Annotated in this window: 21 protein-coding genes; 9 read left to right on the top strand and 12 right to left on the bottom strand. The window is 70.8% G+C overall.

Translation table 11 applies throughout. The annotated features are described in order from the left end of the window. Window positions 1–110 precede the first annotated feature (110 nt). The 7 genes from RMN98_RS09690 to RMN98_RS09660 all read right to left on the bottom strand — a co-directional run bounded on the left by RMN98_RS09690 (window position 111) and on the right by RMN98_RS09660 (window position 6,677). Window positions 111–488: a hypothetical protein gene (locus RMN98_RS09690; protein ID WP_309648608.1), complete on the bottom strand. Its 378-nt coding sequence runs from the start codon at window positions 486–488 to the stop codon at window positions 111–113. Between the two features lie 109 nt (window positions 489–597). Next, a complete protein-coding gene (locus RMN98_RS09685) occupies window positions 598–1,572 on the bottom strand; it encodes an alpha/beta hydrolase (RefSeq protein WP_309648607.1) in 975 nt (324 codons plus the stop codon). A gap of 27 nt (window positions 1,573–1,599) precedes the next feature. Next, a complete protein-coding gene (locus RMN98_RS09680) occupies window positions 1,600–2,325 on the bottom strand; it encodes a gamma-glutamyl-gamma-aminobutyrate hydrolase family protein (protein WP_309648606.1) in 726 nt (241 codons plus the stop codon). Window positions 2,326–2,327: 2 nt separating this feature from the next. Further along, entirely contained in the window at window positions 2,328–3,107 is a 780-nt protein-coding gene (locus RMN98_RS09675) for a 3-oxoacyl-ACP reductase (protein ID WP_309648605.1), read from the bottom strand. 75 nt (window positions 3,108–3,182) lie between these two features. Further along, entirely contained in the window at window positions 3,183–4,538 is a 1,356-nt protein-coding gene (locus RMN98_RS09670; RefSeq protein WP_309648604.1) for an aldehyde dehydrogenase family protein, read from the bottom strand. Further along, window positions 4,538–5,935 (bottom strand): glutamine synthetase family protein, encoded by a 1,398-nt coding sequence (locus RMN98_RS09665; protein ID WP_309648603.1) that lies wholly within the window; start codon window positions 5,933–5,935, stop codon window positions 4,538–4,540. Before RMN98_RS09665 ends, RMN98_RS09670 begins: the two co-directional genes overlap by 1 nt. Window positions 5,936–5,942: 7 nt before the next feature. Beyond that, on the bottom strand, window positions 5,943–6,677 hold the full coding sequence (locus RMN98_RS09660) for an FCD domain-containing protein (protein WP_309648602.1): 735 nt from the start codon (window positions 6,675–6,677) through the stop codon (window positions 5,943–5,945). Window positions 6,678–6,830: 153 nt separating this feature from the next. On the opposite strand from RMN98_RS09660, the gene RMN98_RS09655 reads away from it, so the two are divergent. From RMN98_RS09655 to RMN98_RS09645, 3 genes are read left to right on the top strand one after another with little or no spacing between them, the layout of a single operon-like run. Then, complete coding sequence (locus RMN98_RS09655) at window positions 6,831–8,450, top strand: amino acid permease (protein ID WP_309648601.1); 1,620 nt, start codon at window positions 6,831–6,833, stop codon at window positions 8,448–8,450. Beyond that, entirely contained in the window at window positions 8,451–9,356 is a 906-nt protein-coding gene (locus RMN98_RS09650; RefSeq protein ID WP_309648600.1) for an LPS biosynthesis choline kinase, read from the top strand. Next, window positions 9,349–11,790, top strand: a complete 2,442-nt coding sequence (locus RMN98_RS09645) for an FAD-dependent oxidoreductase (protein ID WP_309648599.1) — start codon at window positions 9,349–9,351, stop codon at window positions 11,788–11,790. Before RMN98_RS09650 ends, RMN98_RS09645 begins: the two co-directional genes overlap by 8 nt. Window positions 11,791–11,963: 173 nt before the next feature. Here RMN98_RS09645 and RMN98_RS09640 read toward each other — a convergent pair whose 3' ends face one another. Beyond that, a complete protein-coding gene (locus RMN98_RS09640; RefSeq protein ID WP_309648609.1) occupies window positions 11,964–13,490 on the bottom strand; it encodes a catalase in 1,527 nt (508 codons plus the stop codon). Window positions 13,491–13,600: 110 nt separating this feature from the next. Here RMN98_RS09640 and RMN98_RS09635 point away from each other — a divergent pair, with 110 nt between their 5' ends. Then, window positions 13,601–14,722, top strand: a complete 1,122-nt coding sequence (locus tag RMN98_RS09635; RefSeq protein ID WP_309648598.1) for a PP2C family protein-serine/threonine phosphatase — start codon at window positions 13,601–13,603, stop codon at window positions 14,720–14,722. Here RMN98_RS09635 and RMN98_RS09630 read toward each other — a convergent pair. From RMN98_RS09630 to RMN98_RS09620, 3 genes are read right to left on the bottom strand one after another with little or no spacing between them, the layout of a single operon-like run. Beyond that, complete coding sequence (locus RMN98_RS09630; RefSeq protein WP_309648597.1) at window positions 14,685–15,647, bottom strand: ATP-binding cassette domain-containing protein; 963 nt, start codon at window positions 15,645–15,647, stop codon at window positions 14,685–14,687. The two genes, RMN98_RS09635 and RMN98_RS09630, sit on opposite strands and share 38 nt — an antisense overlap. A 2-nt stretch (window positions 15,648–15,649) precedes the next feature. Then, a complete protein-coding gene (locus RMN98_RS09625; RefSeq protein ID WP_309648596.1) occupies window positions 15,650–16,447 on the bottom strand; it encodes an ABC-2 family transporter protein in 798 nt (265 codons plus the stop codon). Next, window positions 16,440–17,237 carry an ABC-2 family transporter protein gene (locus RMN98_RS09620; RefSeq protein WP_309648595.1) on the bottom strand — a complete coding sequence of 266 codons (798 nt, stop codon included), beginning with the start codon at window positions 17,235–17,237 and terminating at the stop codon, window positions 16,440–16,442. Before RMN98_RS09620 ends, RMN98_RS09625 begins: the two co-directional genes overlap by 8 nt. A 210-nt stretch (window positions 17,238–17,447) precedes the next feature. Here RMN98_RS09620 and RMN98_RS09615 point away from each other — a divergent pair, with 210 nt between their 5' ends. Continuing rightward, a complete protein-coding gene (locus tag RMN98_RS09615; RefSeq protein ID WP_309648594.1) occupies window positions 17,448–18,653 on the top strand; it encodes a hypothetical protein in 1,206 nt (401 codons plus the stop codon). Between the two features lie 46 nt (window positions 18,654–18,699). Then, window positions 18,700–19,293 (top strand): class F sortase, encoded by a 594-nt coding sequence (locus tag RMN98_RS09610; protein WP_309648593.1) that lies wholly within the window; start codon window positions 18,700–18,702, stop codon window positions 19,291–19,293. A gap of 148 nt (window positions 19,294–19,441) precedes the next feature. Here RMN98_RS09610 and RMN98_RS09605 read toward each other — a convergent pair whose 3' ends face one another. Beyond that, window positions 19,442–19,963, bottom strand: coding sequence for a YbhB/YbcL family Raf kinase inhibitor-like protein (locus RMN98_RS09605; protein WP_309648592.1), 522 nt, complete (start codon window positions 19,961–19,963; stop codon window positions 19,442–19,444). A gap of 69 nt (window positions 19,964–20,032) precedes the next feature. On the opposite strand from RMN98_RS09605, the gene cobA reads away from it, so the two are divergent. The 3 genes from cobA to RMN98_RS09590 all read left to right on the top strand — a co-directional run bounded on the left by cobA (window position 20,033) and on the right by RMN98_RS09590 (window position 24,262). Next, window positions 20,033–21,256 carry a uroporphyrinogen-III C-methyltransferase gene (gene cobA, locus RMN98_RS09600; protein WP_309648591.1) on the top strand — a complete coding sequence of 408 codons (1,224 nt, stop codon included), beginning with the start codon at window positions 20,033–20,035 and terminating at the stop codon, window positions 21,254–21,256. After that, window positions 21,256–22,059, top strand: a complete 804-nt coding sequence (locus tag RMN98_RS09595) for an RNA methyltransferase (protein ID WP_309648590.1) — start codon at window positions 21,256–21,258, stop codon at window positions 22,057–22,059. The genes cobA and RMN98_RS09595 overlap by 1 nt, the downstream gene beginning before the upstream one ends. A 202-nt stretch (window positions 22,060–22,261) precedes the next feature. Continuing rightward, the gene (locus RMN98_RS09590) at window positions 22,262–24,262 is read left to right on the top strand and encodes a hypothetical protein (RefSeq protein WP_309648589.1); all 2,001 of its coding nucleotides are present in this window, start codon (window positions 22,262–22,264) and stop codon (window positions 24,260–24,262) included. Window positions 24,263–24,387 lie beyond the last annotated feature (125 nt).

Genomic DNA, 24,387 nt, shown 5'->3' with positions numbered 1-24,387 from the left:
CTCGGGGGCGGGCCGGGGCGGCGTGTGTCGGTGTCCCCGCCCTCCCCCCCGCCCGCGGGCTCGGGTGGGTCCTTCCCCGCCCCCCACCCCCCCCCCCCACTCGGCGATGCTCAGGAACCGAGCGCGAGCTTCTTCTTGGCGCGTCGGCGTCCGTCCTTGAGGCCGAGGAACCCGGCGACGACCGCGCCGGAGGCTACGGCGACCAGTCCGAAGCCGATCTCCTTGGGGATCTGGCCCGCCTGGATCCCGGCATAGGCCGTGCCGGCGTCGGCGCCGTCGACGAGCGCACCCACCAGCACCAGGTTGCGTCGGGCGCTCCCGGTCGCGAAGAGGGTGACCGCGCCGAGGGCGATCTCCCGGGAGCCGAACCACTGCGTCAGCAGCGGAGAGGGGGTCTGGCCCATCGTCGTCGCGACGAGGTCGGGCTTGGCGAGCGAGGCGACGCCCACGGCGATGCGGCCCAGGGCGAGTCCGGTCACAGGGTTCATGGGGCTCAACCTAGCGTCTGCTCGGTTGCGCCGGGGGCGAGGTCCGGGTCGTGTGTCGGTCACAGCGCCCCAGCGCGCTCGGCGGCACACGACCCGCAGGCCGCACCCGTCAGAGCAGCGTCCGCGACGGCGGTGCGACGTACGTCGTGAGCCAACGTCCGAGCTCGTCGTAGACGCGGGCGCGGGGCTCGGGTCGTGACAGGACCACGTCGTGGCGGGCGCCGGGGATCGCGACGTAGGTGACGTGGCGACCGAGCGCGGTCGACCAGCGCCGGATCTGCTCGACGTCGAGCACGATGTCGGTGCTGTGCACGTCCTCGCCCATCACCATCGGTTGCGATGAGCGGTCCGAGGAGAGCACGAGCACGGGGCACTCCACGTCCAGGCCCCGCTGCAGCTCGGCGTGCCCGTGGCGCACCGCGCGCAGCCAGCCGGCGTAGACCGCAAAGGACATGAGCGGCTTCCACTGCAGGTCGAAGTCCCACTCGCCCTCGTGCTGGTGGTGCAGGCTGCGGCCGTAGAGCCCGGTCACGTTGCGGCGGATCTCCCGCATCGGCTGCCGGGCGCCGACCTGCTTGATCAGCGGGGTGCCGATGACACGCGCGGCGGCGCCTCCCTGGAGGTCGAGCCAGGGCGAGTTGAGGACCAGCGCCGCGAGGCCGCGCGGACGCACCCGGTCGAGCCACAGCGGCAGCACCAGCCCGCCCGTGGAGTGCGCGGAGGCGACGACCTGGTTGTGACCGTCGCGCTGGGTGATCCGCAGCCACGCCTCGCCCAGCTCCTCGTCGTACTCGCGGAGGTCCGCGACGTAGTTGGGGGTCTGGTGGGGCAGGATCGAGCGGCCGTACTTGCGCAGGTCGAGGGCGTAGAAGTCGTAGCCGCGCTCGATCCACCACCGGGCGTACTCGGTGTGGAAGAAGTAGTCGGCGAAGCCGTGCACGTGCAGCACCGCGCCGCGGTTGCCGCCCGTCGAGCGGTGGCTGACCATCGTCGCGACGACCTCGCCCTCGCTGTCGGGACGCAGCGTGAAGGTCTCGGAGAGCCAGGGGTCGCCGAGGATGTCGGGGATCTGCTCCAGGGCCATGAGCCGCAGTCTGTCAGGCGTCGCGGGTCACGCGTGTCCGCGCCCGTCCACCACCGCGTACGACGCCGCGGCGCGCACGAGCCCCGCGAGCAGGCCCACGTCGGCCGCGGTCTCCGGGTGCCACTGCACCGCGACGCAGAAGCGCTCCCCGTCGCGCTCCATCGCCTCGAGGGTCCCGTCGGCGGCACGGGCCGTCGCGACGAACCCGGGGTGCTCGCGCACCGACTGGTGGTGGTGGCAGCTGACGTCGAGCGACTCACCCACCAGCCCCGACAGCCGGGATCCGGCCGCGACCCGCACCGAGATGGTGCCGAAGGCGTCACCCCCGGGGCTGTGCTGCTCGTGGTCGACGATGTCGGGGGTGTGCTGGTCGAGCGCGCCGCCGGCGTGCACCGCCATCAGCTGCATCCCGCGGCACACGCCGAGCACCGGCAGGCCGGTGGCGTCGGCGGCGTCCAGCAGCGCGGCCTCCCAGGCGTCACGGTCCGGCCGCCACCCGGCCGTGCGCGGGTGCGGCTCCGCGCCGTAGCGCGTCGGGTCGACGTCGGCGCCGCCCGCGATCACCAACCCGTCGAGGCGAGCGACCACCGCGTCGGCCGCCCCGGGCAGGTCGACCGGGGGGAGCAGGACCGGTAGGCCGCCCGTGGCGCCGACCGCGTCGGCGTACGCCGTGGGCAGCAGGTCGGCCGGCTGGTCCCAGACGCCCCAGCGCGCCTGCTCGCGATAGACGCTGAGCCCGATGACCGGGGTCATCGTCAGATCGGGGTGACGTAGGCGCCGGAGATGCCCCCGTCGACCAGGAACGTGCTCGCGGTCATGAACGACGAGTCGTCCGAGGCCAGGAACAGCACGGCCGACGCCATCTCCTCGGGCTCGCCGAAGCGGCCCATCGGGACGTGCACGAGCCGGCGTGCGGCCCGCTCCTCGTCCTTGGCGAAGAGCTCCTGGAGCAGGGGGGTGTTGACCGGGCCGGGGCACAGCGCGTTGACGCGAACGCCCTGGCGGGCGAACTGGACGCCGAGCTCGCGGGTCATCGAGAGCACGCCGCCCTTGGACGCGGAGTAGGAGATCTGCGAGGTCGCAGCGCCCATGACGGCGACGAACGACGCGGTGTTGATGATCGAGCCCCGGACTTGCTCGAGCATGTGGGGGAGCGCGGCCTTGCAGCACAGGTAGACGCTGGTCAGGTTGACCTCCTGCACCTTGCGCCAGGCGTCGAGGTCCGTGTCGAGGATCGAGTCGTCCTCGGGCGGGGAGATGCCGGCGTTGTTGAACGCGATGTCGACCGAGCCGTAGGTGTCCTTGGCGGTCTGGAACAGCGCGTCGACCTGGTCCTTGTCGGTGACGTCGACGTGCACGTAGGTGGCCACGTCGGTGCCGCCGAGCTCCTCGACGATCAGGGCGCCCCGAGCATCGTCGATGTCACCGATGACGACCTTGGCGCCCTCGGCGACGAAGCGCTGCACGGTCGCCAGGCCGATGCCCGAGCAACCGCCGGTCACGACCGCGACCCGGTCCTGGATGCGTCCTGCCATGGTGTTGCCTTTCGTGTCTGCGTGGTCTCGACGGTTGCTCGGGCCCGGCGGCCCTGGCTGCGCGACCACCGAGGGTCAGTGGGCGATGAAGACGTTCTTCTCCTCGGTGAACGCCAGGGGGGCGTCCGGTCCGAGCTCGCGTCCGAGACCGGACTGCTTGTAGCCGCCGAACGGCGTCCAGTAGCGGACCGAGGAGTGCGAGTTGACGCTGAGGTTTCCGGCCTCGACGGCGCGGGCGACCCGCATGCCGCGTCCGAGGTCGGAGGTGAAGATCGAGCCGGACAGGCCGTACTCGGTGTCGTTGGCCAGCTCGACCGCGTGGGCCTCGTCGTCGAAGGGCATGACGGCCACGACCGGGCCGAAGACCTCCTCGCGCCAGATCCGCGCGCCCGGGTCGTCGACGGTCACGACGCTGGGTGGCACCCAGAAGCCGTCGCCGCCCGGCGCGGTGCCGGCGAAGGCGACGTCGACCTCGTCGAGGTAGCCCCGCACGGTGTCTCGCTGCGCGGCCGAGATCAGCGGCCCCATCTCGGAGGACTCGTCGCTCGGGTCGAGCACCCGCATGCCGGTGACGGCAGGCTCGAGGTGCGTCAGGAACTCGTCGTACGCCGACCGCTCGACCAGGATGCGCGAGCGGGCGCAGCAGTCCTGGCCGGCGTTGTCGAAGACCGACCCGGGCGCGGCGGCCGCGGCGGCGGCGATGTCGGCGTCCGCGAAGACGATGTTGGAGCTCTTGCCTCCCAGCTCGAGCGTCACACGCTTCACCTGGTCCGCGCAGCCGGCCATGATCCGTTTGCCGACCGCGGTGGAGCCGGTGAAGCAGACCTTGCGCACGAGCTCGTGGGTCACGAAGCGCTCACCGACGACCGAGCCCTTGCCGGGGACGACCGTCAGCACGTGCTCGGGCAAGCCGGCCTCGAGCGCCAGCTCACCCAGCCGGATCGCGGTCAGGGGTGTGAGCTCGGCGGGCTTGAGGACGACCGTGTTGCCGGCGGCGAGCGCGGGGGCGAAGCCCCAGCCCGCGATGGGCATCGGGAAGTTCCACGGGACGATGATGCCGACCACGCCGAGCGGCTCGTGGAAGGTGATGTCGGTGCCGCCCGCCACCGGGATCTGGCGGCCGAACATCCGCTCCGGGGCCCCGGCGTAGTAGGTGAGGCAGTCGCGCACGTTGCCGGCCTCCCACCGGGCGTTGCCCCACGTGTGGCCCGCGTTGCGGACCTCGAGCTCGGCGAGCTCCTCCACGTGCTCGTCGACGACGGTCGCGAAGCGGCGCAGCAGCCGGGCGCGCTCGCCCGGAGCCATGTCGCGCCAGGCCGGGAAGGCCTCGTGGGCGCGCTCGATGGCGGCGTCGGCCTCGGCCAGGGAGGCGAGCGGGACGTCGACGACCGGGGTGGCGGTCGCCGGGTTGATCACGGTGAAGGAAGTCATCAGAGCCTCTCGAAGCCGCGACGCAGCTCCCAGTCGGTGACGGTGGCGTTGTAGGAGGCGAGCTCCACGTCGGCCATGTTGGTGTAGTGGTCGACGACCGCATCACCCAGGGCCGCCCGGGCGATCGGGGACGAGGCGAAGATCTCACGAGCCTCGGTCATCGTCGCCGGGACCTTGGGACGGCCCGACGTGTAGGCGTTGCCGACCAGCTCCGGCTCGAGCTCGAGCTGCTGCTCGATGCCGTGCAGCCCTCCCGCGATCATCGCGGCCTGCGCGAGGTAGGGGTTGACGTCGGCGCCCGGCACACGGTTCTCCATGCGGGCACCGGCGCCCCGCCCGACCAGACGGACGGCGCAGGTGCGGTTGTCGTGTCCCCACGCGATGGTCGTCGGCGCGAACGAGCCGTCGGCGAACCGCTTGTAGGAGTTGATGTTGGGTGCGTAGAGCAGCGTGAAGTCGCGGACGGTCGCGAGGACGCCGGCGACGAAGTGGTCGTAGAGCGGCGTGCGCTGCCCGGTCTCGGCGTCCCAGAAGACCAGGGAGCCGTCGGTGCCGCGCAGCGACAGGTGGATGTGGCACGAGCTGCCCTCACGCTGGTCGTACTTCGCCATGAACGTGAGCGCCTTGCCCTGCTGGGCGGCGATCTCCTTGGCGGCGTTCTTGTAGACCACGTGGTTGTCGGCGGTCGTCAGCGCGTCGGCGTAGAGGAACCCGATCTCGTGCTGGCCGAAGTTGCACTCGCCCTTGGCGCCCTCGACGTCCAGCCCGGCGGCGTACATGTGGTTGCGGATCGAGCGCAGCAGCGGCTCGACGCGGGTGGTGCCGAGGACCGAGTAGTCGACGTTGTACTGGTTGACCGGGCGCAGCCCGCGGTAGCCCGCGTCCCAGGCGGCCTCGTAGGTGTCCTCGAAGGCGATGAACTCCAGCTCGGTGCCCGACAGCGCCGTCCAGCCCTGGTCGGCGCAGCGGTCGAGCTGTTGCTGGAGGATCGTGCGCGGCGACTGCACGACCGGCTCGTGGTCGGCGCCGTCGACCGAGGGCCAGACCAGGTCGCACTGGACCATCGCCGTGCCGGGCAGGTGCGTGAGCAGCCGGACGGTGCGCTCGTCGAGGACGAACTCCATGTCGCCGTAGCCGCGCTCCCACGAGGAGATGGCATAGCCGTCGACGGTGTTCATGTCGACGTCGACCGCGAGCAGGTAGTTGCAGCCCTCGGTGCCGTGGCCGACGACGTGCTCGGCGAAGTAGACCCCGTGCAGACGCTTGCCCTGGAGACGCCCCTGCATGTCGGTGAACGCCACGATCACGGTGTCGATCGCACCGTTGCCGATGCGGTCCAGCAGGTGCTGCATGCTCAGGTGGCGGTGGTTGCGCGGGTCGGTCGTGGCAGTGGACATGGATCTCCTATCCCAAGAGGCCGCGCAGGAGCGCGGCCGTGTCGTCGCAGTGGTGCTCCATGGCCTTCCGGGCCCGATCGGGACGGCCGGCGAGGATCGCCCGGACGACGCTGGCGTGCTGGCGGTCGGAGTGGGCGATGTTGGTGTCGAGCACCGGGATCGCCAGCAGCATCTCGTGCAGGGTGGACTGGACCGACGTGACGGCCTCGATGAGGCGCGGTGACCCGCTCAGCGCCGCGATGGTCAGGTGGAAGCGGCTGTCGGCCTGGCGGTGCGGGGCCGGCCGCCCCGCGTGGGCGACCTCCTCGTGCGCACGCTCCAGCCGCTCCCGGCGTACGTCGGTCAGCTCGCGCTGGGCGGCGAGCGCGGCCGCGCCCGGCTCGACCACGCGGCGAAACTCCAGCGCGTCCAGCCAGTCCTGGCGCTTGGTGGCCGTGACCCGCAGGGCGGCGCGTGCGGACGGGGTCCGGGGCTTCAGCGTCACGATCGTGCCGCCGCCCCGGCCGCGAGTGGTCTCGACCAGTCCGGCTTGGCGCAGGGCCGCCATCGCCTCGCGCAGCGTCGCTCTCGAGACGTGCAGCCGGGCGGCGAGCTCGCGCTCCGCCGGCAGCGCCGACCCGAGGGGATAGACGCCGAGGCGGATCGCGGTGCCGAGCTGCTCCACGCACGCCTCGAAGGCGTGGTGACCACGCACGGGTCGGAGCACCGCCTCGGGCAGGTGGTGCGCGGCTGACCCGGTCATGGCCCACATCCTTGGTTCGGGGGGAGGCGCCTGTCAATCGACGCGACGACGAATGGTCTGAGTTCATACCAATTTGACCGGCAGCCATTTACACCCTCGAACGGGCAGGTCTACGTTCCCTCTCAACGACGCTCTTACCACCGAGAGGTGCTCATGCCCGAAGCACACGAGCCGATCCACGAACACCACGCACGCCAGCTGAGTGCCGACGAGGAGCACCTCGCCAGGCTCGGCTACAAGCAGGAGCTCAGCCGCAGCTGGTCCAGCTTCTCCAACTTCGCGATCTCCTTCTCGATCATCTCCATCCTGGCCGGGTGCTTCACCACCTTCGGCCAGGGCTTCAACAACGGCGGCCCGGTCGCGATCTCGTGGGGCTGGCCGATCGTCGCCGCGTTCATCCTGATCATCGGCTTCACGATGTCGGAGCTGGTCTCGGCCTACCCCACCTCGGGCGGCATCTACTGGTGGGCCGCCAAGATGGGCGGGCCCAAGGCCGGCTTCTTCGCCGGCTGGCTCAACCTGATCGGTCTCGTGGCGGTGACGGCCTCGGTGGCCTACGGGTGTGCCACCTTCATCGACCTGACGCTCAGCGTCTTCTCGGAGTCCTACGCGGGCGGCTACTCGCTGAGCCGGGTCTTCGTCATCTTCCTGGTCGTGCTGGTCCTCGCCTCGGGGCTCAACATCTTCAGTGGTCACCTCATGGCCGTCATGAACAACGTGTCGGTCTGGTGGCACGTCGTGGGAGCCCTGGCGATCATCCTGATCCTGATCTTCCTGCCCGACAACCACCAGAGCTTCAGCTACGTCTTCTCCGAGCGCTTCAACAACTCCGGCTACGACGGCGGCTCGAGCAGTGGCATCACCTACTGGTTCCTCGTCATGCCGTTCGGTCTCCTGCTCACGCAGTACACGATCACCGGGTTCGACGCCTCCGCCCACCTCTCGGAGGAGACCCAGGCAGCGTCCGAGGGCGCGGCCAAGGGGATCTGGCGCTCGATCTTCTACTCGGCGATCGGTGGCTGGCTGCTCCTGCTGGCCTTCCTCTTCGCCATCCCCGACGACGCGTCAGGCAACCCGGACAACGCCGGTGTCGGCGCGGGTGGAGTCGCCTACATCTTCACCTCCGCACTCGACACCAACGTGGCTGGCACCGTGCTGCTGATCTCCGCGGTCGGCCAGTTCTTCTGCGCCACCGCTTGCATGACCAGCGCGTCGCGCATGACGTTCGCCTTCAGCCGGGACAAGGCCATCCCGGGCGCCTCGCTGTGGGCGAAGGTCAGCAGCAGCAAGGTTCCGGCCAATGCGGTGATGCTCGTCGCGGTCGTCTCCGTCCTGATCACGCTGCCGGCGCTCGTGGAGGTCAACATCGGCACCGAGGAGGCCCCGCTCATCGTGCCGACCGCGTTCTACGCCGTCGTGTCGGTCGCGGTCATCGGGCTCTACCTGGCCTTCCTGATCCCGATCTGGCTGCGCTGGCGCCTGGGTGACGCCTTCCAGCCGGGCTCGTGGAACAACGGCTCCAAGTACAAGTGGATGAACCTCCTGGCGGTCGCCGAGATCGCCATCATCAGTGTCTACTTCGTCCTCCCGTTCGTCCCAGCGGGCAACCCCTTCAACGACGACTTCTCGTGGAAGTTCGTCAACTACGCGCCGGTGCTGACGATCGGGGCGTTGGCGGTCCTCGCCATCTGGTGGAGCGTGTCGGCGAAGCACTGGTTCACCGGCCCGCAGGTCACCATCGACAAGGCCGTCGTCGAGGCGTTCGACGACTGAGTGAGCCGGCTCGACAGCGACCTGGACCGCCTCGCCTGCCTGGCGGGGCGGTCCCGGCGCGTCACCGACCTTCCGGGCGGGCTGACCAACCACAACCTCCGCGTCCGCACCGACGACGGCGGTGACTACGTCGTCCGGTGCTCGCACGGTGACGCCGGCCTGCTCGGCATCGACCGCGACGCCGAGCACCACAACACTGTCCGGGCGGCCCACGCCGGAGTCGGGGCGCAGGTCGTGGAGTACCGCCCCGACCTCCAGATGCTGGTGATCGAGTTCCTGCCCGGTGATGTCCTCACCGACGACGCGTTCGGGGACCCCGACGTGCTCGCGCGCGCCGCGGGCGCCGTACGACGGCTGCACGGTGGGCCGCGCTTCGACGGCGACTTCGACATGTTCGCCCGCCGCGCCACCTACCTCGCGACCGTGATCTCCCAGGGCCTGGCCCTGCCTCGCGGCTACGGGGACTTCGAGGACGCCTGGTCCGACGTAGGCCGGGCCCTCGAGGCCGCGCCCCGACCGACCGTGCCCTGCAACAACGACCTGCTGGCGGCCAACTTCATCGACGACGGCGCGCGCACGTGGCTCATCGACTACGAGTACTCCGGCAACAACGATGCAGCCTTCGAGCTCGGCAACACCGCCACCGAGTGCGACTTCGACGTCGCGCGCACCGAGGCGTGGGCCGAGGCCTACTACGGCGCCGTGACTCGCGCCGACGTGGCGCGGGTGCGGGTGCAGGCGCTCTGCTCGGCCTACGGCTGGTCACTGTGGGGCTTCATCCAGGCCGCCGCGAGCCCGCTCGACTTCGACTTCTACGCCTGGGGTCTCGAGCGCTTCGAGAAGGCCGCTGCGGTGTTCCGCGGGCCCGATCTCACCGGCCTGCTCCAGGATGTGGCCCGTGGTTGACCTTCCCGAGCGTGCCCAGGTCGTCATCGTCGGGGGAGGCGTGATCGGTGCCTCGGTCGCCTACCACCTCACGAGGCTGGGGTGGACCGACGTGCTGCTCCTGGAGCAGGGCCGGCTCTCCAGCGGCACGACGTGGCACGCGGCCGGACTGGTCGGTCCGCTGCGCGCCTCCGAGGGCGGGACCCGGCTGGTGCAGTACTCCGCCGAGCTCTACGCCGGCCTCGAGGCCGAGACGGGGCTGGCCACCGGCTACGCCGGGGTCGGCGGGGTCATCGTGGCGCGCACCGAGGACCGGATGACCCAGCTGCGGCGCACGGCGGCCAGTGCGACGGCGTACGACATGGAGTGCGAGCTGATCTCACCTGCGCGCGCCCAGGAGCTGTGGCCGGTGATGCAGGTCGACGACGTCCTCGGCGCGGTCTGGCTGCCCGGTGACGGCAAGGTCAACCCGACCGACCTCACCCAGTCGCTCGCCAAGGGCGCGCGCTCGCGGGGCGCCCGGATCGTCGAGGGGTGTCGGGTCACGGGTTTCCAGGTCGTCACGACCGGGGGAGAGCGGCGGTCGGTGGCCGGCGTGGTCACCGACCACGGGGTGGTCGGCGCCGAGGTCGTGGTCAACTGTGCCGGCCAGTGGGCCAAGGGTCTCGGGGACATGGTCGGCGCGACCGTGCCGCTGCACTCGGCGGAGCACTTCTACGTCGTGACGGAGCCGATCGACGGCGTACGACCCGACCTGCCGATCATGCGCGACCCCGACGGCTGGACCTACTTCAAGGAGGAGACCGGCGGGCTGGTCGTCGGTGGCTTCGAGCCCGAGGCCAAGCCCTGGCGTTCGCCCGACGACCTGCCCTACCCCTTCGAGTTCCAGCTGCTCGAGGAGGACTGGGAGCACTTCTCGGTGCTGATGGAGCAGGCCGTCCACCGGATCCCCGTGCTCGGCGAGACCGGGATCCGCAGGTTCTACAACGGCCCGGAGTCGTTCACGCCCGACAACCATTTCCTCCTCGGCGAGGTGCCGGGGCTGAGCGGCTACTTCGTCGGCGCGGGCTTCAACTCCGTGGGCATCGCCTCGGCCGGTGGCGCCGGTCGGGCGTTGGCCGAGTGGATCGTGGCCGGGGAGCCGACCACCGACCTGGTGGGCGTCGACCTACGACGCTTCGCGCCCTTCAACGCCAACAACCGGTGGCTGCGCTCGCGGGTGGCCGAGGTGCTCGGGCTGCACTACGCGGTGCCGTGGCCCAACCGGGAGCTGACCTCGGCGCGGCCGTTCCGGATGTCGCCGTTGCACGACCGGCTGGCCGCGCGCGGGGCGGTCTTCGGGTCGCGCATGGGCTGGGAGCGGCCCAACGTCTTCGCCCCGTCGGTCGCGCAGGCGCGGCTGGACTACTCCTGGGGCAAGCCGTCCTGGCTGCCCTGGTCGGTCGCGGAGCAGCGTGCCACCCGCGAGGCGGTCGCGGTCTTCGACCAGACCTCCTTCAGCAAGTACGTCGTCGAGGGTCTCGACGCGCTCGACGCGTTGCAGTGGGTGTGCGCCGCCGACGTCGACGTGCCGGTCGGGCACTGCGTCTACACGCCGTTCCTCAACGCCCGCGGGACCTACGAAGCCGACCTGACGGTCACGCGCACCGGCGAGCACTCCTTCCTGCTGGTCTCCTCATCGGCCACGACGGTCCGCGACCTCGACTGGCTCGCGCGCCACGCGCGCGGCGCCCGCGTGCGCGACGTCACCTCGGCGTTCGCCGTGCTCGGCGTGATGGGCCCGTCGTCGCGGACGTTGCTGTCGCGGGTGACCGACGCCGACCTGTCCGAGGAGGCCTTCGGCTTCGCGACCAGCCGCGAGATCGCGCTCGGGCACGCCGTCGTCCGGGCGACGCGGATGACCTACGTCGGGGAGCTGGGCTGGGAGCTGATGGTCCCGGTCGAGCTCGCGGCCGGGGTCCACGACCTCCTGCACGAGGTGGGTGCCGACCTCGGGCCGGTCGACGCCGGCTACTACACGATCGAGTCGCTGCGCCTCGAGAAGGGCTACCGCGCCTTCGGTCGCGAGCTCACCCCCGACGTGACCCCGGTCGAGGCGGGGCTGGTGTTCGCGACGGCCCTGTCCGGTGGGAAGGACTTCCTGGGGCGCGCGGCCCTGGCCGCGCACCGATCCACCCTGGCAGCCGGAGGTCCGCGGCGGCGCCTCGTCTCCTTCACTGTCGACGACCCCGACGAGATGCTCTGGGGCGGCGAACTGGTGCTCCACCACGGCTCGCCCGTCGGCCAGGTCACCAGCGCCGCCTGGGGCGCCACCGTCGCCCGCAGCGTCGGCCTCGCCCAGCTCCGTCACGACGGCCCGGTCACCGCCGACCACCTCGCCGCCGGTGGGTTCCAGGTCGACGTCGCCGGGGTGCTCCTCGGGGCGTCCTTGAGCCTCCGCGCGCCGTTGGCGTGAGTCCGTGCGGCCGCTCCGGGGGTTGCGGTTTGGTCACCAACCGCAACTTTCCGGTCCTGCGAGCTGCGGTTGGTGACCAATCCGCATGCCCCGCGGACATGACACTGCCCCACCCGACCCACCGCGAGCGGCAGGCCTAGCGGGGCAGGTCGAGCGGGGCAGGCAGGCGACCGTCAGGTGCTGGTCGGGTCGTCGATGACACCCTCTGCGTCGGTGTCGTGGGGCGCCGGCAGCGTCTCCTGGCCCTCTTGGACGGCCACCTCGATCCGCTTGCCGATCTCCTCGTCGACGTTCTTCCAGTACTCGAAGACACGCGGGAGCACCTTGTCCGACACCCCGCCGAGGATGTGACCGGCGACGTTGCCGACGAAGCGCTCGCGCTGCGCGTCGTCCCACACCTCGTTGATCATGGCGGCGGCCTGACCGAAGTCGTCGTCCTGCTCGCGCAGCCGGTAGGCCTCGCGGGTCATCTCGCCGTCGGCCTCCCAGCTGTCCTCGGGTGGGCCGGTGAGATTGCTGTAGCCGCGCCCGTAGGTGTTGGGCGCGTAGACCGGCTGGTCACCGGTGTGGTCGTAGGCCATCGGGCCGTCGAAGGTGTAGGTGTTGGCGCCCTCCACGCGGTGCCGGTTGACCGGCAGCTGGTGGTAGTTGGGGCCGATCCGGTAGCGGTGGGTGTCGGCGTAGGCGAACACCCGACCCAGCAGCATCTTGTCGGGGCTGAAGCCGATGCCCGGCACCGTCGCGGACGGCTCGAACGCCGCCTGCTCGACCTGGGCGAAGAAGTTGTCGGGGTTCTTGTCCAGCGTCATGGTCCCGACCTTGATCAGCGGGTAGTCGCCGTGCGGCCACACCTTGGTCAGGTCGAAGGGGTTGAAGCGGTAGGTCTTGGCATCCTCGTAGGGCATCACCTGCACGTGCAGGGTCCACGACGGGAAGTCACCGCGCTCGATGGCCTCGGAGAGGTCGCGACGATGGAAGTCGGCGTCCTCGCCGGCGATCTTGTTGGCGGCCTCCTGCGTGAGGTTCTTGACGCGCTGGTCGGACTTGAAGTGGTACTTGACCCAGAACTTCTCCCCCGCGGCGTTGATCCACATGAACGTGTGCGAGCCGTAGCCCTGCATGTGACGCAGCGACGCGGGGATGCCGCGGTCGCCCATCAGGTAGGTCACCTGGTGCGCCGACTCGGGGTTGAGGGTCCAGAAGTCCCACTGCATGTCGTTGTCACGCAGCCCGGTGCCGCCGCGACGCTTCTGCGAGCGGATGAAGTGGGGGAACTTCATCGTGTCGCGCACGAAGAACACGGGGGTGTTGTTGCCGACGAGGTCGTAGTTGCCCTCGGTCGTGTAGAACTTCAGCGAGAAGCCCCGCGGGTCGCGCCACGTGTCGGGGGAGCCCTGCTCACCGGCGACGGTCGAGAAGCGCGCGAGCATGTCGGTCTTCACGCCTGGCTGGAAGAGGGCGGCCTTCGTGTACGCCGACACGTCCTCGGTCGTCTCGAAGGTCCCGAACGCCCCGGTGCCCTTGGCGTGCACGTTGCGCTCCGGCACCCGCTCGCGGTTGAAGTGGGCCATCTGCTCGATGAAGTGGTGGTCGTGCAGCAGCAGCGGTCCGGTGTCGCCGAGGGTCAGGGAGCTGCGGTCCGAAGGTGCGGGGGAGCCGGTCTGGGTCGTGGAGCCCCCCTGGGGGCGGGTGTCGCTCATCGAGTCTGCTCCTGAGGTCGTGGTGTCGCTGGTGTGCGTGGTCATCACGTCCTGGTACCCGATCGTCAGGTCGCCAGCATCGGGACCCTCCGGGCACTAGCCTTGCCGATGTGCACTCGGGTCCAGGCTCCTCAGGAGCGCTCTCGCGGCACCTCCGCGACCGCGTACGCCGGTGGAGCTCCGGCTCCGCGGAGGGGCAGCGCGAGGTCCTGCTGCTGCTCGTGCTGGGTGTGACGATCTCGTTCGCTGTCTCCGTCGCCGCCTACGACCTGGTGCCCACCCCGGCCTACTTCGTGTGGCTCATCGTGGCCATGTTGCTCCTGCGATTCCGCCCGCTGGCGGTGATGACGGGCTGGACGGCCACGCTCGCGGTCGCAGCGATGGTCCTCGACGGTCCCATCAACGGACCGCGTGCCGCGATCCTGGCCGCGTTGGCCGTGGCCGTGGCCCTGATCCTCTTCCAGTCCAGCCGGCAGCGCAGCGGACTGCCGTCGCCGCTGAGCGAGATCATGCTGGCCGAGCTGAAGAAGCGGCTCCAGGCGCAGGGCACGATCCCGCCGCTCCCGGCGCCGTGGCACGTGGAGAGCGCGATGATTGCCGCCGACGGGGTGGGCTATGCCGGGGACTTCCTGGTCGCGGACCTCGACGAGGAGGAGCGGTTCCTCGAGCTGATCCTGGTCGACGTCGTCGGCAAGGGCCTCGGTGCCGGCCCGCACGCGCTCCAGTTCGCCGGGGCGCTCGGGGGACTGGTCGGGGCGCTCGAGCCCCGCGAGCTGATGGCGGCCGCCAACCGGTTCCTGCTGCGTCGCCACCTCGACGAGTCCTTCGCCACCGCCGTCCACGTGCGCCTCGACCTCACCGACGGCCGCTACACCATCGCCTCCGCCGGCCACCCGCCCGCGCTGCGCTGGCACCAGGCAGACGGTGGGTGGGTCGTCGACAACGCCCGCGGCATGGCGCTCGGCATCCAGCCCACGCCCGACCTCGACCTCAGCGAGGGCGTCCTCGGTCCCGGCGACGCGTTGCTCTTCTACACCGACGGCGTGGTCGAGTCACGCACCGACGACCTCGACGTCGGCATCGACTGGCTGCGCGACATCGCCGGCGACGCGATCCGCGAGGGCGCGGTCGGCTCCGCTCAGCGGATGATCAAGCAGGTCACGCGCGGCGACGACGACCGCGCCGTGCTGCTGCTCACCCGGCTGGAGGACGCGAGTAGAGCTCGCGGATGACGTCCTCGATGTCCGGCTCCTGGATGGACAGGTCCGCGACGTCGTACGACGAGGCGAGGGCGGCGACGATCGGCGCGGCGCTGGCGTCGGCCGGGAAGCTCAACCACTGTCGCGGGCCCTCGACCCGTCGGGTCTCGGCGCCGGCGACCACCACGGGGCCGACCGCGTCGACGAGGTCCACCACCAGGGTGCGGGTCGACCCGCCGCGCTCGTGCAGCCCGGCCAGCGTGCCGTCGTAGACCTGGGTGCCGTGGTCGATCACGATGACCCGGTCGCAGAGCGCCTCGATGTCCTGGAGGTCGTGGGTGGTGAGCATCAACGTCGTCCCGCGCTCGCGGTTGAGGGACCGTAGGAAGTCGCGCAGCCGGCCCTTGCTGATGACGTCGAGGCCGATGGTCGGCTCGTCGAGGTAGAGGATCTCGGGGTCGTGGAGCAGCGCCGCCGCGATGTCGCCGCGCATCCGCTGGCCCAGGCTGAGCTGGCGCACGGGGGTGTCGAGGAGCTCCCCGAGGTCGAGCAGCTCGAGGAACTCCGCGAGGTTGGCCCGGTGCCGCGCCGGGTCGGTGCGGTAGATCTTCTGCAGCAGGTCGAAGGAGTCGCGTAGCGGGAGGTCCCACCACAGCGACGTCCGTTGCCCGAAGACGACCCCGATCCGCCGGGCCAGTGCCGTGCGGTGGCGGCTCGGGTCGACGCCGGCGACCCGGATGTGCCCGCTCGTGGGGACCAGGATCCCGGTGAGCATCTTGATCGTCGTGGACTTCCCGGCGCCGTTGGGCCCGATGTAGCCGACCATCTCCCCGGCCGCGACCTCGAAGGTCAGGTCGCGCACGGCCTCGACCTCGACGCGGTGCCGGCGACGGCTGCCCTCCTCCTTGCGGCGCACCACGAAGGTGCGTCGGAGGTCGGTGACCTGGATGAGGGTCATGCTCAGCTCCCGGTGGATCGGTAGTGGCGGACGCCCGTGCGCCAGACCAGGGCGGTGACGGCAAGCATCACGCCGGCGGCGACCGGGGAGGCGACCTGCAGCGCCTGCGGCAGGCCGAAGGGGTCCTCTCGGCCGAGGATGAAGAGCGCGGGGTACCAGTTGACGAAGGCGATCGGCACCACGAACGTCAGCGCCTTGACGATCTCGGAGGGGAAGACCGTCAAGGGGAACTGGGTGATGGTGTTGCCGCCGTAGGTGAAGGCGTTGGCCGCCTCGGAGGAGTCGGCGGTCCAGAACTGGAGGCACGCCAACGAGACGAAGAGGCAGAAGAAGATGAGCGACCCGCTCACCACCATCTCGACGGCGACCAGCGCCCGCGGCATCGTCCAGTCGACGTAGGTCGACGCCCAGGTGAAGACGATCGTGGCCTGGAGGACCCGGGCGAAGCGGCGCAGCGCGAACTCGTCGGCACACACCTGCACGATCAGTGGCACCGGCTTGGTCATCATCGTGTCCAGGCGGCCGAAGCGGATCATCTGGCCGAGGCGCTCGACCCGCCCGACGAACAGGTCGGCGAAGGCGATGCCGAGCCCCGTGGCGCCGTACAGGAACCCGATCTCGGTGAGGCTGAAACCGCCGAGGTCGTCGACGTTGCGGAAGAGGATCCAGATGCCGACGAAGTCCAGTCCGGTCATCAGGAAGCTCCCGACCGCCATCATCCAGAAGGAGGCGGGGTAGGCCATCGACGCGCGGACCCAGAGCGCACCGATGCGGTAGTAGGCGACCGCGGCGTCAACCACCCTGCACCACCACCCGTCGCTCGGCCCGCTGGAGGACGAGGGCGCAGGCGCCGAGCAGGACCACGGCCCACGCGACGACGAACGCGTAGGCCCCGAGGACCTCGACGCCCGTGGTCTTGCCGAGCCAGATGTCGGCCGGGACCTGGAGGAAGGTGGCCCACGGCAGCGCCAGCGCCACGTCGCGCAGCACGCCCGGCAGCAGCACCAGCGGGACGGTGAGCCCGCTGAAGAAGAGCGCGACGAAGCCCAGCAGGGTGCGCGGGCCGACGTCGTCGAGCAGCCAGAAGGCGGTGAGGGCGGCCAGCATCCGCAGCGCGAAGCTCACCACGACCGCCAACGGGATCGCGATGGCGAAGAGAAGCCAGGTCAGTGCGTCGGCCGGGTAGCGCAGGTCGAAGAGGAGACCGCCGACCAGCGTGGGGGCGAGGCCTCGGGTGAGGAGGTGGTACGCCGCCCGGCCGAGGTCGGCGGCGAGGTACCAGCCGAGGATCCCCACGGGGCGATAGAAGTCGATCACCACGTCGCCGGACTTGATCCGTGTGGCGAGGTCGTCGGGGGAGCCGCCGCCCCAGACCGCCACCGTCATGATCATCGCCTGGCCGAGCCAGACGTAGGTCACGGCATCGGAGACGTCGTAGCCACCGGCATCGGGGTTGCCCGCCCACACCTCGATGTAGACGAAGCACATGATGGCGCCGAAGACGCTGTTGGTGAAGATGCCGGCCAACGTCGCGCCGACGTAGGTGGAGTAGCGGCGAAACGACCTCGAGGCGATGGCCGTGTGGAGCATGTCGTCCACTCTCCTCGACCAGCGCGCGTCGGGCTGGCTACGACGCGCGGGGACCGAGGTTACGTGTGACCTGGAACATTCAATTAAATGCTGGTCCCCAAGTTTGGGGAGCGTTACGACGGGTCATACCTATCTGCGGACGCCGTTCGACTCGGGACGGCCCACCATCGATCGGCCGGTTTCCGGCCGTGTTCAAGGGGGAACTTCCGCATGTCCAACCGCACCTCGACCAAGACCATGCTCGCCGCCACGGCCGTCAGCACGCTGCTGACCGTGGCCGCCACCGCCTCGCCCGCTCTCGCCACCGGCAACGGGAACGGGAACGGCAACAGCTCGTCCCAGGGCCCGAAGGGTGGCCAGGGACCTCAGAACGACAACGGCAACCAGGGCAACCAGGGCAACGGCCCGAAGGGTGACCAGGGTCCGAAGGGCAACGGCGGTCCGAAGGGCGACAACGGCAACGGCCCGAAGGGCGACGGCGGAAACGGCCCGAAGGGCGACCAGGGCCCCCAGGGCGACCAGGGTCCGAAGGGCGACCAGGGTCCGAAGGGCAACGGCGGTCCCCAGGGCGATCAGGGTCCGAAGGGCAACGACGGTCCCAAGGGTGGTGACCCGGCCGGCAACAACGGCACCGTGAAGATCACCCCGGTCGGTCAGGACGACGGCATCCCGCAGAACAACCCGCACGTCACGTGCGGCTTCGACATCGAGTGGTACGGCTTCGACGAGGGTGCCGACATCATCTCCTCGGTCTCGCTGGCCATGCACGCGCCGACGGCCGACGTCGGCCTCACGCCGGGCGGCCCCAGCTCGGTCTTCGTGGGCGGCGACGCCGCTGGTGGCGGCACCGACTTCGACGGTGAGGCCACCTACTACCCGGTCTTCGACGGCGAGCCGCACCCGCAGCAGGGCTACCACATCAAGCTGACGATCAACACGCCCGGATCGCAGGGTGCCGACGTCAAGCACAAGGTCTTCTGGGTCGAGCCGTGCGACTCCACCAGCCCGACCCCGGGCGGCGAGACCCCTGGCGAGGAGCCGACCCCCGGCGACGAGGAGACGCCCGGTGGCAGCTCCGAGACCCCCGGTGGTGACTCGGAGACCCCCGGTGGCGACACCGAGACGCCGGGTGGTGACACCGACCAGGGTGTGGAGGACAGCTCGCTGACCGGTGGCGGGGCCTCCTCCGACTCCGACCAGGGCGTGCTCGGCACGCAGGCCGAGGCCGACAGCTCCGCCGCAGCAGCGCAGGGCAACGACTCCTCGGCGGTCCCCACCAACATCGACGCCGGTGAGGAGGGCACGCTCAGCCGGATCGTGACCTCGCCGATCGGCCTGGCCATCGCCGCCCTCGGTGTGGCGCTCGCCGCCGCCGGCCTGCTGGCCCGCCGTCGCAGTGTCACGCCGACCCACTGATCGAGCGCCGCGTCGGCTGCTGCCCACGATCGTCACCCTCCTCGGGATGGCGCTCGTGGGCGGCGGCCTGGCGGTGTTCCTGACCCAGACCCCGCAGGTCGTGGAGCAGGAGCCGACCTCCGGCGCGGCATCGTCACCCGTGGCGCAGGCCGCGTCCGCCGCGACCACGCCTGAGGCCACCCGAGCCCCGTGGAAGCCGGGAGCCCCCCGGACGCTGCGGATCCCGGCACTCGACGTCGAGGCGCCCGTCGTACCCGTCAAGGCCCCGGGCGGCACCCTCACCCCGCCCTCGGACCCCCAGCAGCTCGGGTGGTGGGCCGACGGTGCACGACCGGGCGAGCGCCAAGGCAGTGTCCTGGTCGCCGGCCACACGGTGCACAACGGTGGCGGGGCCCTGGACGACCTCGAGCAGCTCGAGGTCGGCGACCCGGTCACGGTCGCGACCCAGGGCGCGAACGCAGCCGACCTGGCCTACGTCGTGACCTCGGTCCGCATCTACGGCAAGGGCCAGCTGGCCCGTCATGCCGCGACGATCTTCGCCCAGGACGTCCCCGGCCGACTGGTGGTCGTGACCTGCGAGGACTGGAACGGCTCGGACTACCTCAGCAACGTTGTCGTGGTCGCTCGTCCGCGCACCTGACCACGACGTCCTCCTCGCAACGGTCGTCCACCGCGCCCTCTCGGGTGTCGCGGTTGGTGACCATTCCGCAAGAAGCGGCCCGAGGGCCTGCGGTTGGTGACCAATCCGCAGGCCCTCGGGCCGTCGTACGTCGCGCTCGGGCGAGCGATCAGTGCTGGTAGGTGCCGTGCAGGACCGCGCGGCCGGCTGTCTTGAAGGCCAGGTTGAACGACACCACGGCCGGTGAGGCGTCGGAGTCGACGCCCAGCGTCTCTTCCTGGACGGCGTGCACGACGAAGAAGTAGCGGTGCACCTGGTCGCCCTGGGGCGGCGCGGCCCCCATGAAGCCCTTCTCGCCGGCGTCGTTGCGGCAGTGGAAGGCCTGGCCGGGGAGGTCGCCGGCGGCCGCGCCGGTGTCGAGCGAGGTGACGTCGGCCGGGATGTCGACGAGGACCCAGTGCCAGAAGCCGCTGGGAGTCGGCGCGTCGGGATCGAAGCAGGTGACGGTGTAGCTCTTGGTGCCCTCGGGCGCGCCCTCCCAGGACAACTGGGGCGAGGTGTTGCCGGCGTCGGCGACCTGGTCGGACGTGAGCGGCCGACCCTCGCTCACGTCCGTGCTGGTGACGGTGAAGGCCGGGACGGCAGGGAGGAGGTCGTAGGGGTCGGGGCTCACGGGCCGGTCGAGACTCATGGCCCTCAACGTAGTCCGCGTCGGACCCCCACAAAAGGACGCCGGGGCGTCACGCGTGAGAATGGTCGGGTGGACGACATCGCGACCTATCCGGCTGGCCTGCTACTGACGGGACGTCGCGTCGTGGTCGTCGGTGGCGGCCACGTCGCGCAGCGCAGGGTCCCGCAGCTGCTGGCGGCGGGTGCCGACGTCCACGTGGTCTCGCCCAGCGTGACCCCCGCGATCGAGGGGCTGGTCGGCGCCGGTGAGGTGACGTGGCACGAGCGTGGCTTCGAGGACGCGGACCTCGAGGACACCTGGTACGTCGTGGCTGCCACCGACGTCACCGAGGTCAACCGGCGCGTCTCGGCTGCCGCCGAGTCACGTCGCATCTTCTGCGTCCGCGCCGACGACGCGCAGGAAGCCACCGCGTGGACGCCGGCCGTGGGTCGTGCGGCAGGGTTCACCATCGCCGTCCTGGGCAGCCGCGAGCCGCGCCGCTCCGCGGCCGTGCGCGACGAGATCCTCACCGGGCTGCGCGACGGAACGATCCTCGCCCAGGACCAGCGGCGCCACACCGCGGGCGTCACGCTCGTGGGGGGCGGACCGGGTGACCCCGACCTGATCTCGGTGGCCGGTCGCAAGGCGCTGATGGAGGCCGACGTCGTCGTCGCCGACCGGCTCGCGCCGCGCGAGCTCCTCGGCGAGCTGCCCTCCGACGTGGAGCTCGTCGACGTGGCCAAGCTGCCGCGCGGCCGCTCCGCCATGCAGGAGGAGATCAACCGGGTCATCGTCGAGCGCGCCCTCGAGGGCAAGCGGGTGGTGCGCTTCAAGGGGGGCGACAACTTCGTCTTCGGTCGGGGCTACGAGGAGGTGCTGGCCTGTCGCGAGGCCGGGGTGCCCGTGACTGTGATCCCCGGACTGACCAGCCCCGTCGCCGTACCCGCCGTCGCCGGCATCCCCGTCACCCACCGCGGCGTCGCGCACGAGTTCACCGTCATCTCCGGGCACCTGCCCCCCGGCCACGAGGAGTCGTTGACCAACTGGGACGCCGTCTCAGCCCTGCGCGGCACCTTGGTGCTGATGATGGCCGTGCACAACGCCCCGGTGATCGCCGCGACGCTGGTCGCCGGCGGCCGCTCGGCCGACACCCCGGTCGCGGTGCTGTGCGACGGCACCATGCCGGGGGAGCGCACCGTGCTCGCCACCCTCGGCACCCTCGAGGCCGAGCTCGTCGCGCAGCAGGTGCTGCCCCCCGCGATCATCGTGGTGGGTGAGGTCGTGGCCGTGGCGCATCCCGAGCGCTTCGTCTGATGGCTCAGATCGTCGAGATCACCGACACCGACGACCCGCGGCTCGCCGACTACCGCGACCTGCGCGACGTCCAGCTGCGCAGGAACCTCGAGGCCGAGCACGGCCTGTTCCTGGCCGAGGGGGAGAAGGTCGTACGCCGTGCGGTCGAGGCCGGCTTCACCGCACGGTCCTTCCTCATGGCGCCGCGGTGGCTCGACGGGCTGGCCGACGTCCTCGACCGCTCCGCGGCACCGTGCTTCGTGCTCGCGGAGAAGCTCGCGGAGGAGGTGACCGGCTTCCACGTGCACCGCGGCTCGCTCGCCTCGCTCGAGCGGCGACCCCTGCCGACCGTCGAGTCGGTGCTGGCCGGGGCACGCTCGGTCCTCGTGCTCGAGGACATCGTCGACCACACCAACGTCGGGGCGATCTTCCGCAGCGGCGCGGCGCTCGGCTTCGACGCGGTCCTGCTGGCGCCACGGTGCGCCGACCCGCTCTACCGTCGCTCGATCAAGGTCGGCATGGGGGCGGTGTTCACGATGCCCTGGACCCGCCTTCCGGACTGGGCCAGCGGGCTGCACGACCTGAGCGCGGCCGGCTTCACGACCGTCGCCCTCACCCTCGCCGACGACGCGGTAGCGATCGAGGAGGCCGTCGCCGGCCTCGACCGCGTCGCCCTGGTCCTCGGCTCCGAGGGCCACGGCCTCTCCCGGCGCTGGGAGGAGTCTGCCGACCGGCGCGCTGTCATCCCGATGCGCGAGGGCATCGACTCGCTCAACGTCGCCGCCGCCACCGCCGTCGCCTGCTACATCACCGCTCGTCGCTGATCGGGGCGATGCTCGTCCTCCTGGTACGGCTGGTGCTCGATCGCGCGGGCTCCGGCACCTGCGGATTGGTCACCAACCGCATGTCTGAGGTGATGGGACCTGCGGTTGGTGACCAAACCGCAACTGTTGACACGCGTCAGGCTCGCCGAATAGCCCGGATCACGACTACCCGGCAGCAGCGCACGGCCGACAGCATGACGCCATGCTCCCTGCCTGGCGCTCGCCTGCCCGCACCCGGATCGTCGCGCTCCTGCTGAGTCTCGCGATCGCGACCGGACTGACGTCGTGCACCGGCGACGAGGCTCCGGAGCAGGACGCTGCTCCGCAGTCGACGACCACGCTGGGCGACACCATCGACCGTGACCAGCTCATCTCCCTGCTCGCGCAGGCGGGCATCTCGACGTACGACGACGCGGCGGATGCCGCACCCGTCGTGGAGCCCGACACGGCCGGGCAGCTGTCGCTGACCGGGTGGCAGGTCGAGACGATGGCCCGTGAGCTCAATGCCGGGCGGGGCTATGTCGGTCGCGACCTCGACGAGCTGACGGGCACCAGTCCCGCCCGTGCCTCTGGCAGCCCTTCCGGCAGCGGAGCCGGCAGCTCTGCGACCAGCCTCACCCCTTCGGACGTCGTACCCCTCTCGGTGGTCCTCGCCGCCTGGATCAGTGTTGCGGAGACACCTGCTGCCGAGGCGGCGCGCGAGCTCATGGGGGAGCAGGACTGGGCCAACGACGCACTCGACCTCGTCTATCCCAATGCGGTCCTTGCGCTCTTCACCGACGACATCGCCTCCGACCCGGATGCCACCGGGCCTGCGGCGGATCCCGCCGCGAGCCCTGCCGTGTTCACCCGCGAGGGGCGCACCTCGACCGCGATGCTCCCGGCCAGGGCCGGCATCTGCTCTGACCTCGTCTCCTTCCTGAGCGGCTCGCTCGACTCGATCGTGCAGTCCCTCCAGATCCAGGTCGCCGAGGAGGGCGCCCTGTCGATCCTGGCCTCGATCTGGAACACCGTCGTGAGCATCGCGGCCTCCGCGGCGAAGGTCGCGATCGGGGCATTCACCTCTGCCCTGCTGGCCCCGGTGACCAAGGCCATCACCGTCGTGGCGGTGCTCTCCTCGGCAGCCTCGCTGCTGAACCCGTGGACCCTGGAGACCACGGTGTCACCGAGCGACTCCCTCGGCCCCGGCACCGACGCGGTGGTCACCACGACCGTCGACACCGCGGTCGACTTCGAGTGGCCGGCCGACGTCAAGGACTGTGCCTCGACCATCGGTGGCGTGGAGCTGCCCGATCCCGGGAGCGCCAAGGGCAGCGAGGTCGCCTGGACCTACCAGGACCCCGACCTCACCACGACGCTCGGCGAGCAGGACGACAAGGTCGGCGACGACGGTGCCGCTCGGTTGCGCTTCACCACCCTGCCGCAGGCCGACCAGGACGGCATCCCCGTCACGCACGCCGTGATCGTCAAGGTCGACGTCAAGCGCACGCAGATCGACAAGCTGACCGAGCTCGTCGACCGGATCGTCCTCGGCGCGCTCCCGGGACCGGCCCGGGCGATCGTGGACGCGCTCCTCGGTCCCCTGCGGAGCAAGGCCCAGGCCAAGCTCGCCGAGCTCCTCTCGGTCGCCGGTCCCACCACCGACATCCAGACGATCCGCTTCGAGCCCAACCCCGACCCCGTCGTCGAGGTCCCGCCCGGTGAGGAGGAGGACTGCGCCACCGCAGCACCCTCCGTGATCCCCGACGGGGTGTGGAAGGGACCCATCGACCTCAAGGTCACCGGCAAGGGGCTCACCGGGCAGGCGTTCTCCGGAGGCAGGGGCACCATGGCGTTGACTGTCAAGAACGGCAAGGTCACCAGCGGCACGTGGAACGTCGACTGGCTCTCCACCGGCCTCAGCTCCGAGGGTGGCATTCAGGTCGCGCTGCGTCTGCGCGGCAACGTCAGCGGCGGTGTGAAGGGCGCGGCCGCCAAGCCGCTGCTGACCGGGAGCTGGTCCCTCACCGGCCGCGCGGTCGTCAGCGTCGGCGGCGCCGTCCTGCCGCTCGGCTTCAACGGCAAGGCCTCGGAGACGATGCAGGTCGAGACGTCGTCGTGCGACCAGGTGAGCGGCACCTTCGTGCCGTCGTTCAACGACAACGCCGGTGGTGGGACGAGCTTCTCCGGCACGGCGCGCTGGTCCGGCGCTCGGGTGGGTTGAGCCCTGCGCCGACGCTCGGGACATGCGGTTTTGTCACCAAACCCAACGTGGGAAGGTGACAAAAATCGGGTGGTGGACAAAACCCAACCCCACACGCCCGGATTGCCCAAAGGCGACTACGTCAT

The organism is Nocardioides sp. (assembly GCF_031397825.1).
GTDB lineage: Bacteria > Actinomycetota > Actinomycetes > Propionibacteriales > Nocardioidaceae > Nocardioides.
The sequence above is the reverse complement of the archived record's forward strand: the minus strand, read 5'-3'. Positions and strand labels throughout refer to the sequence as shown.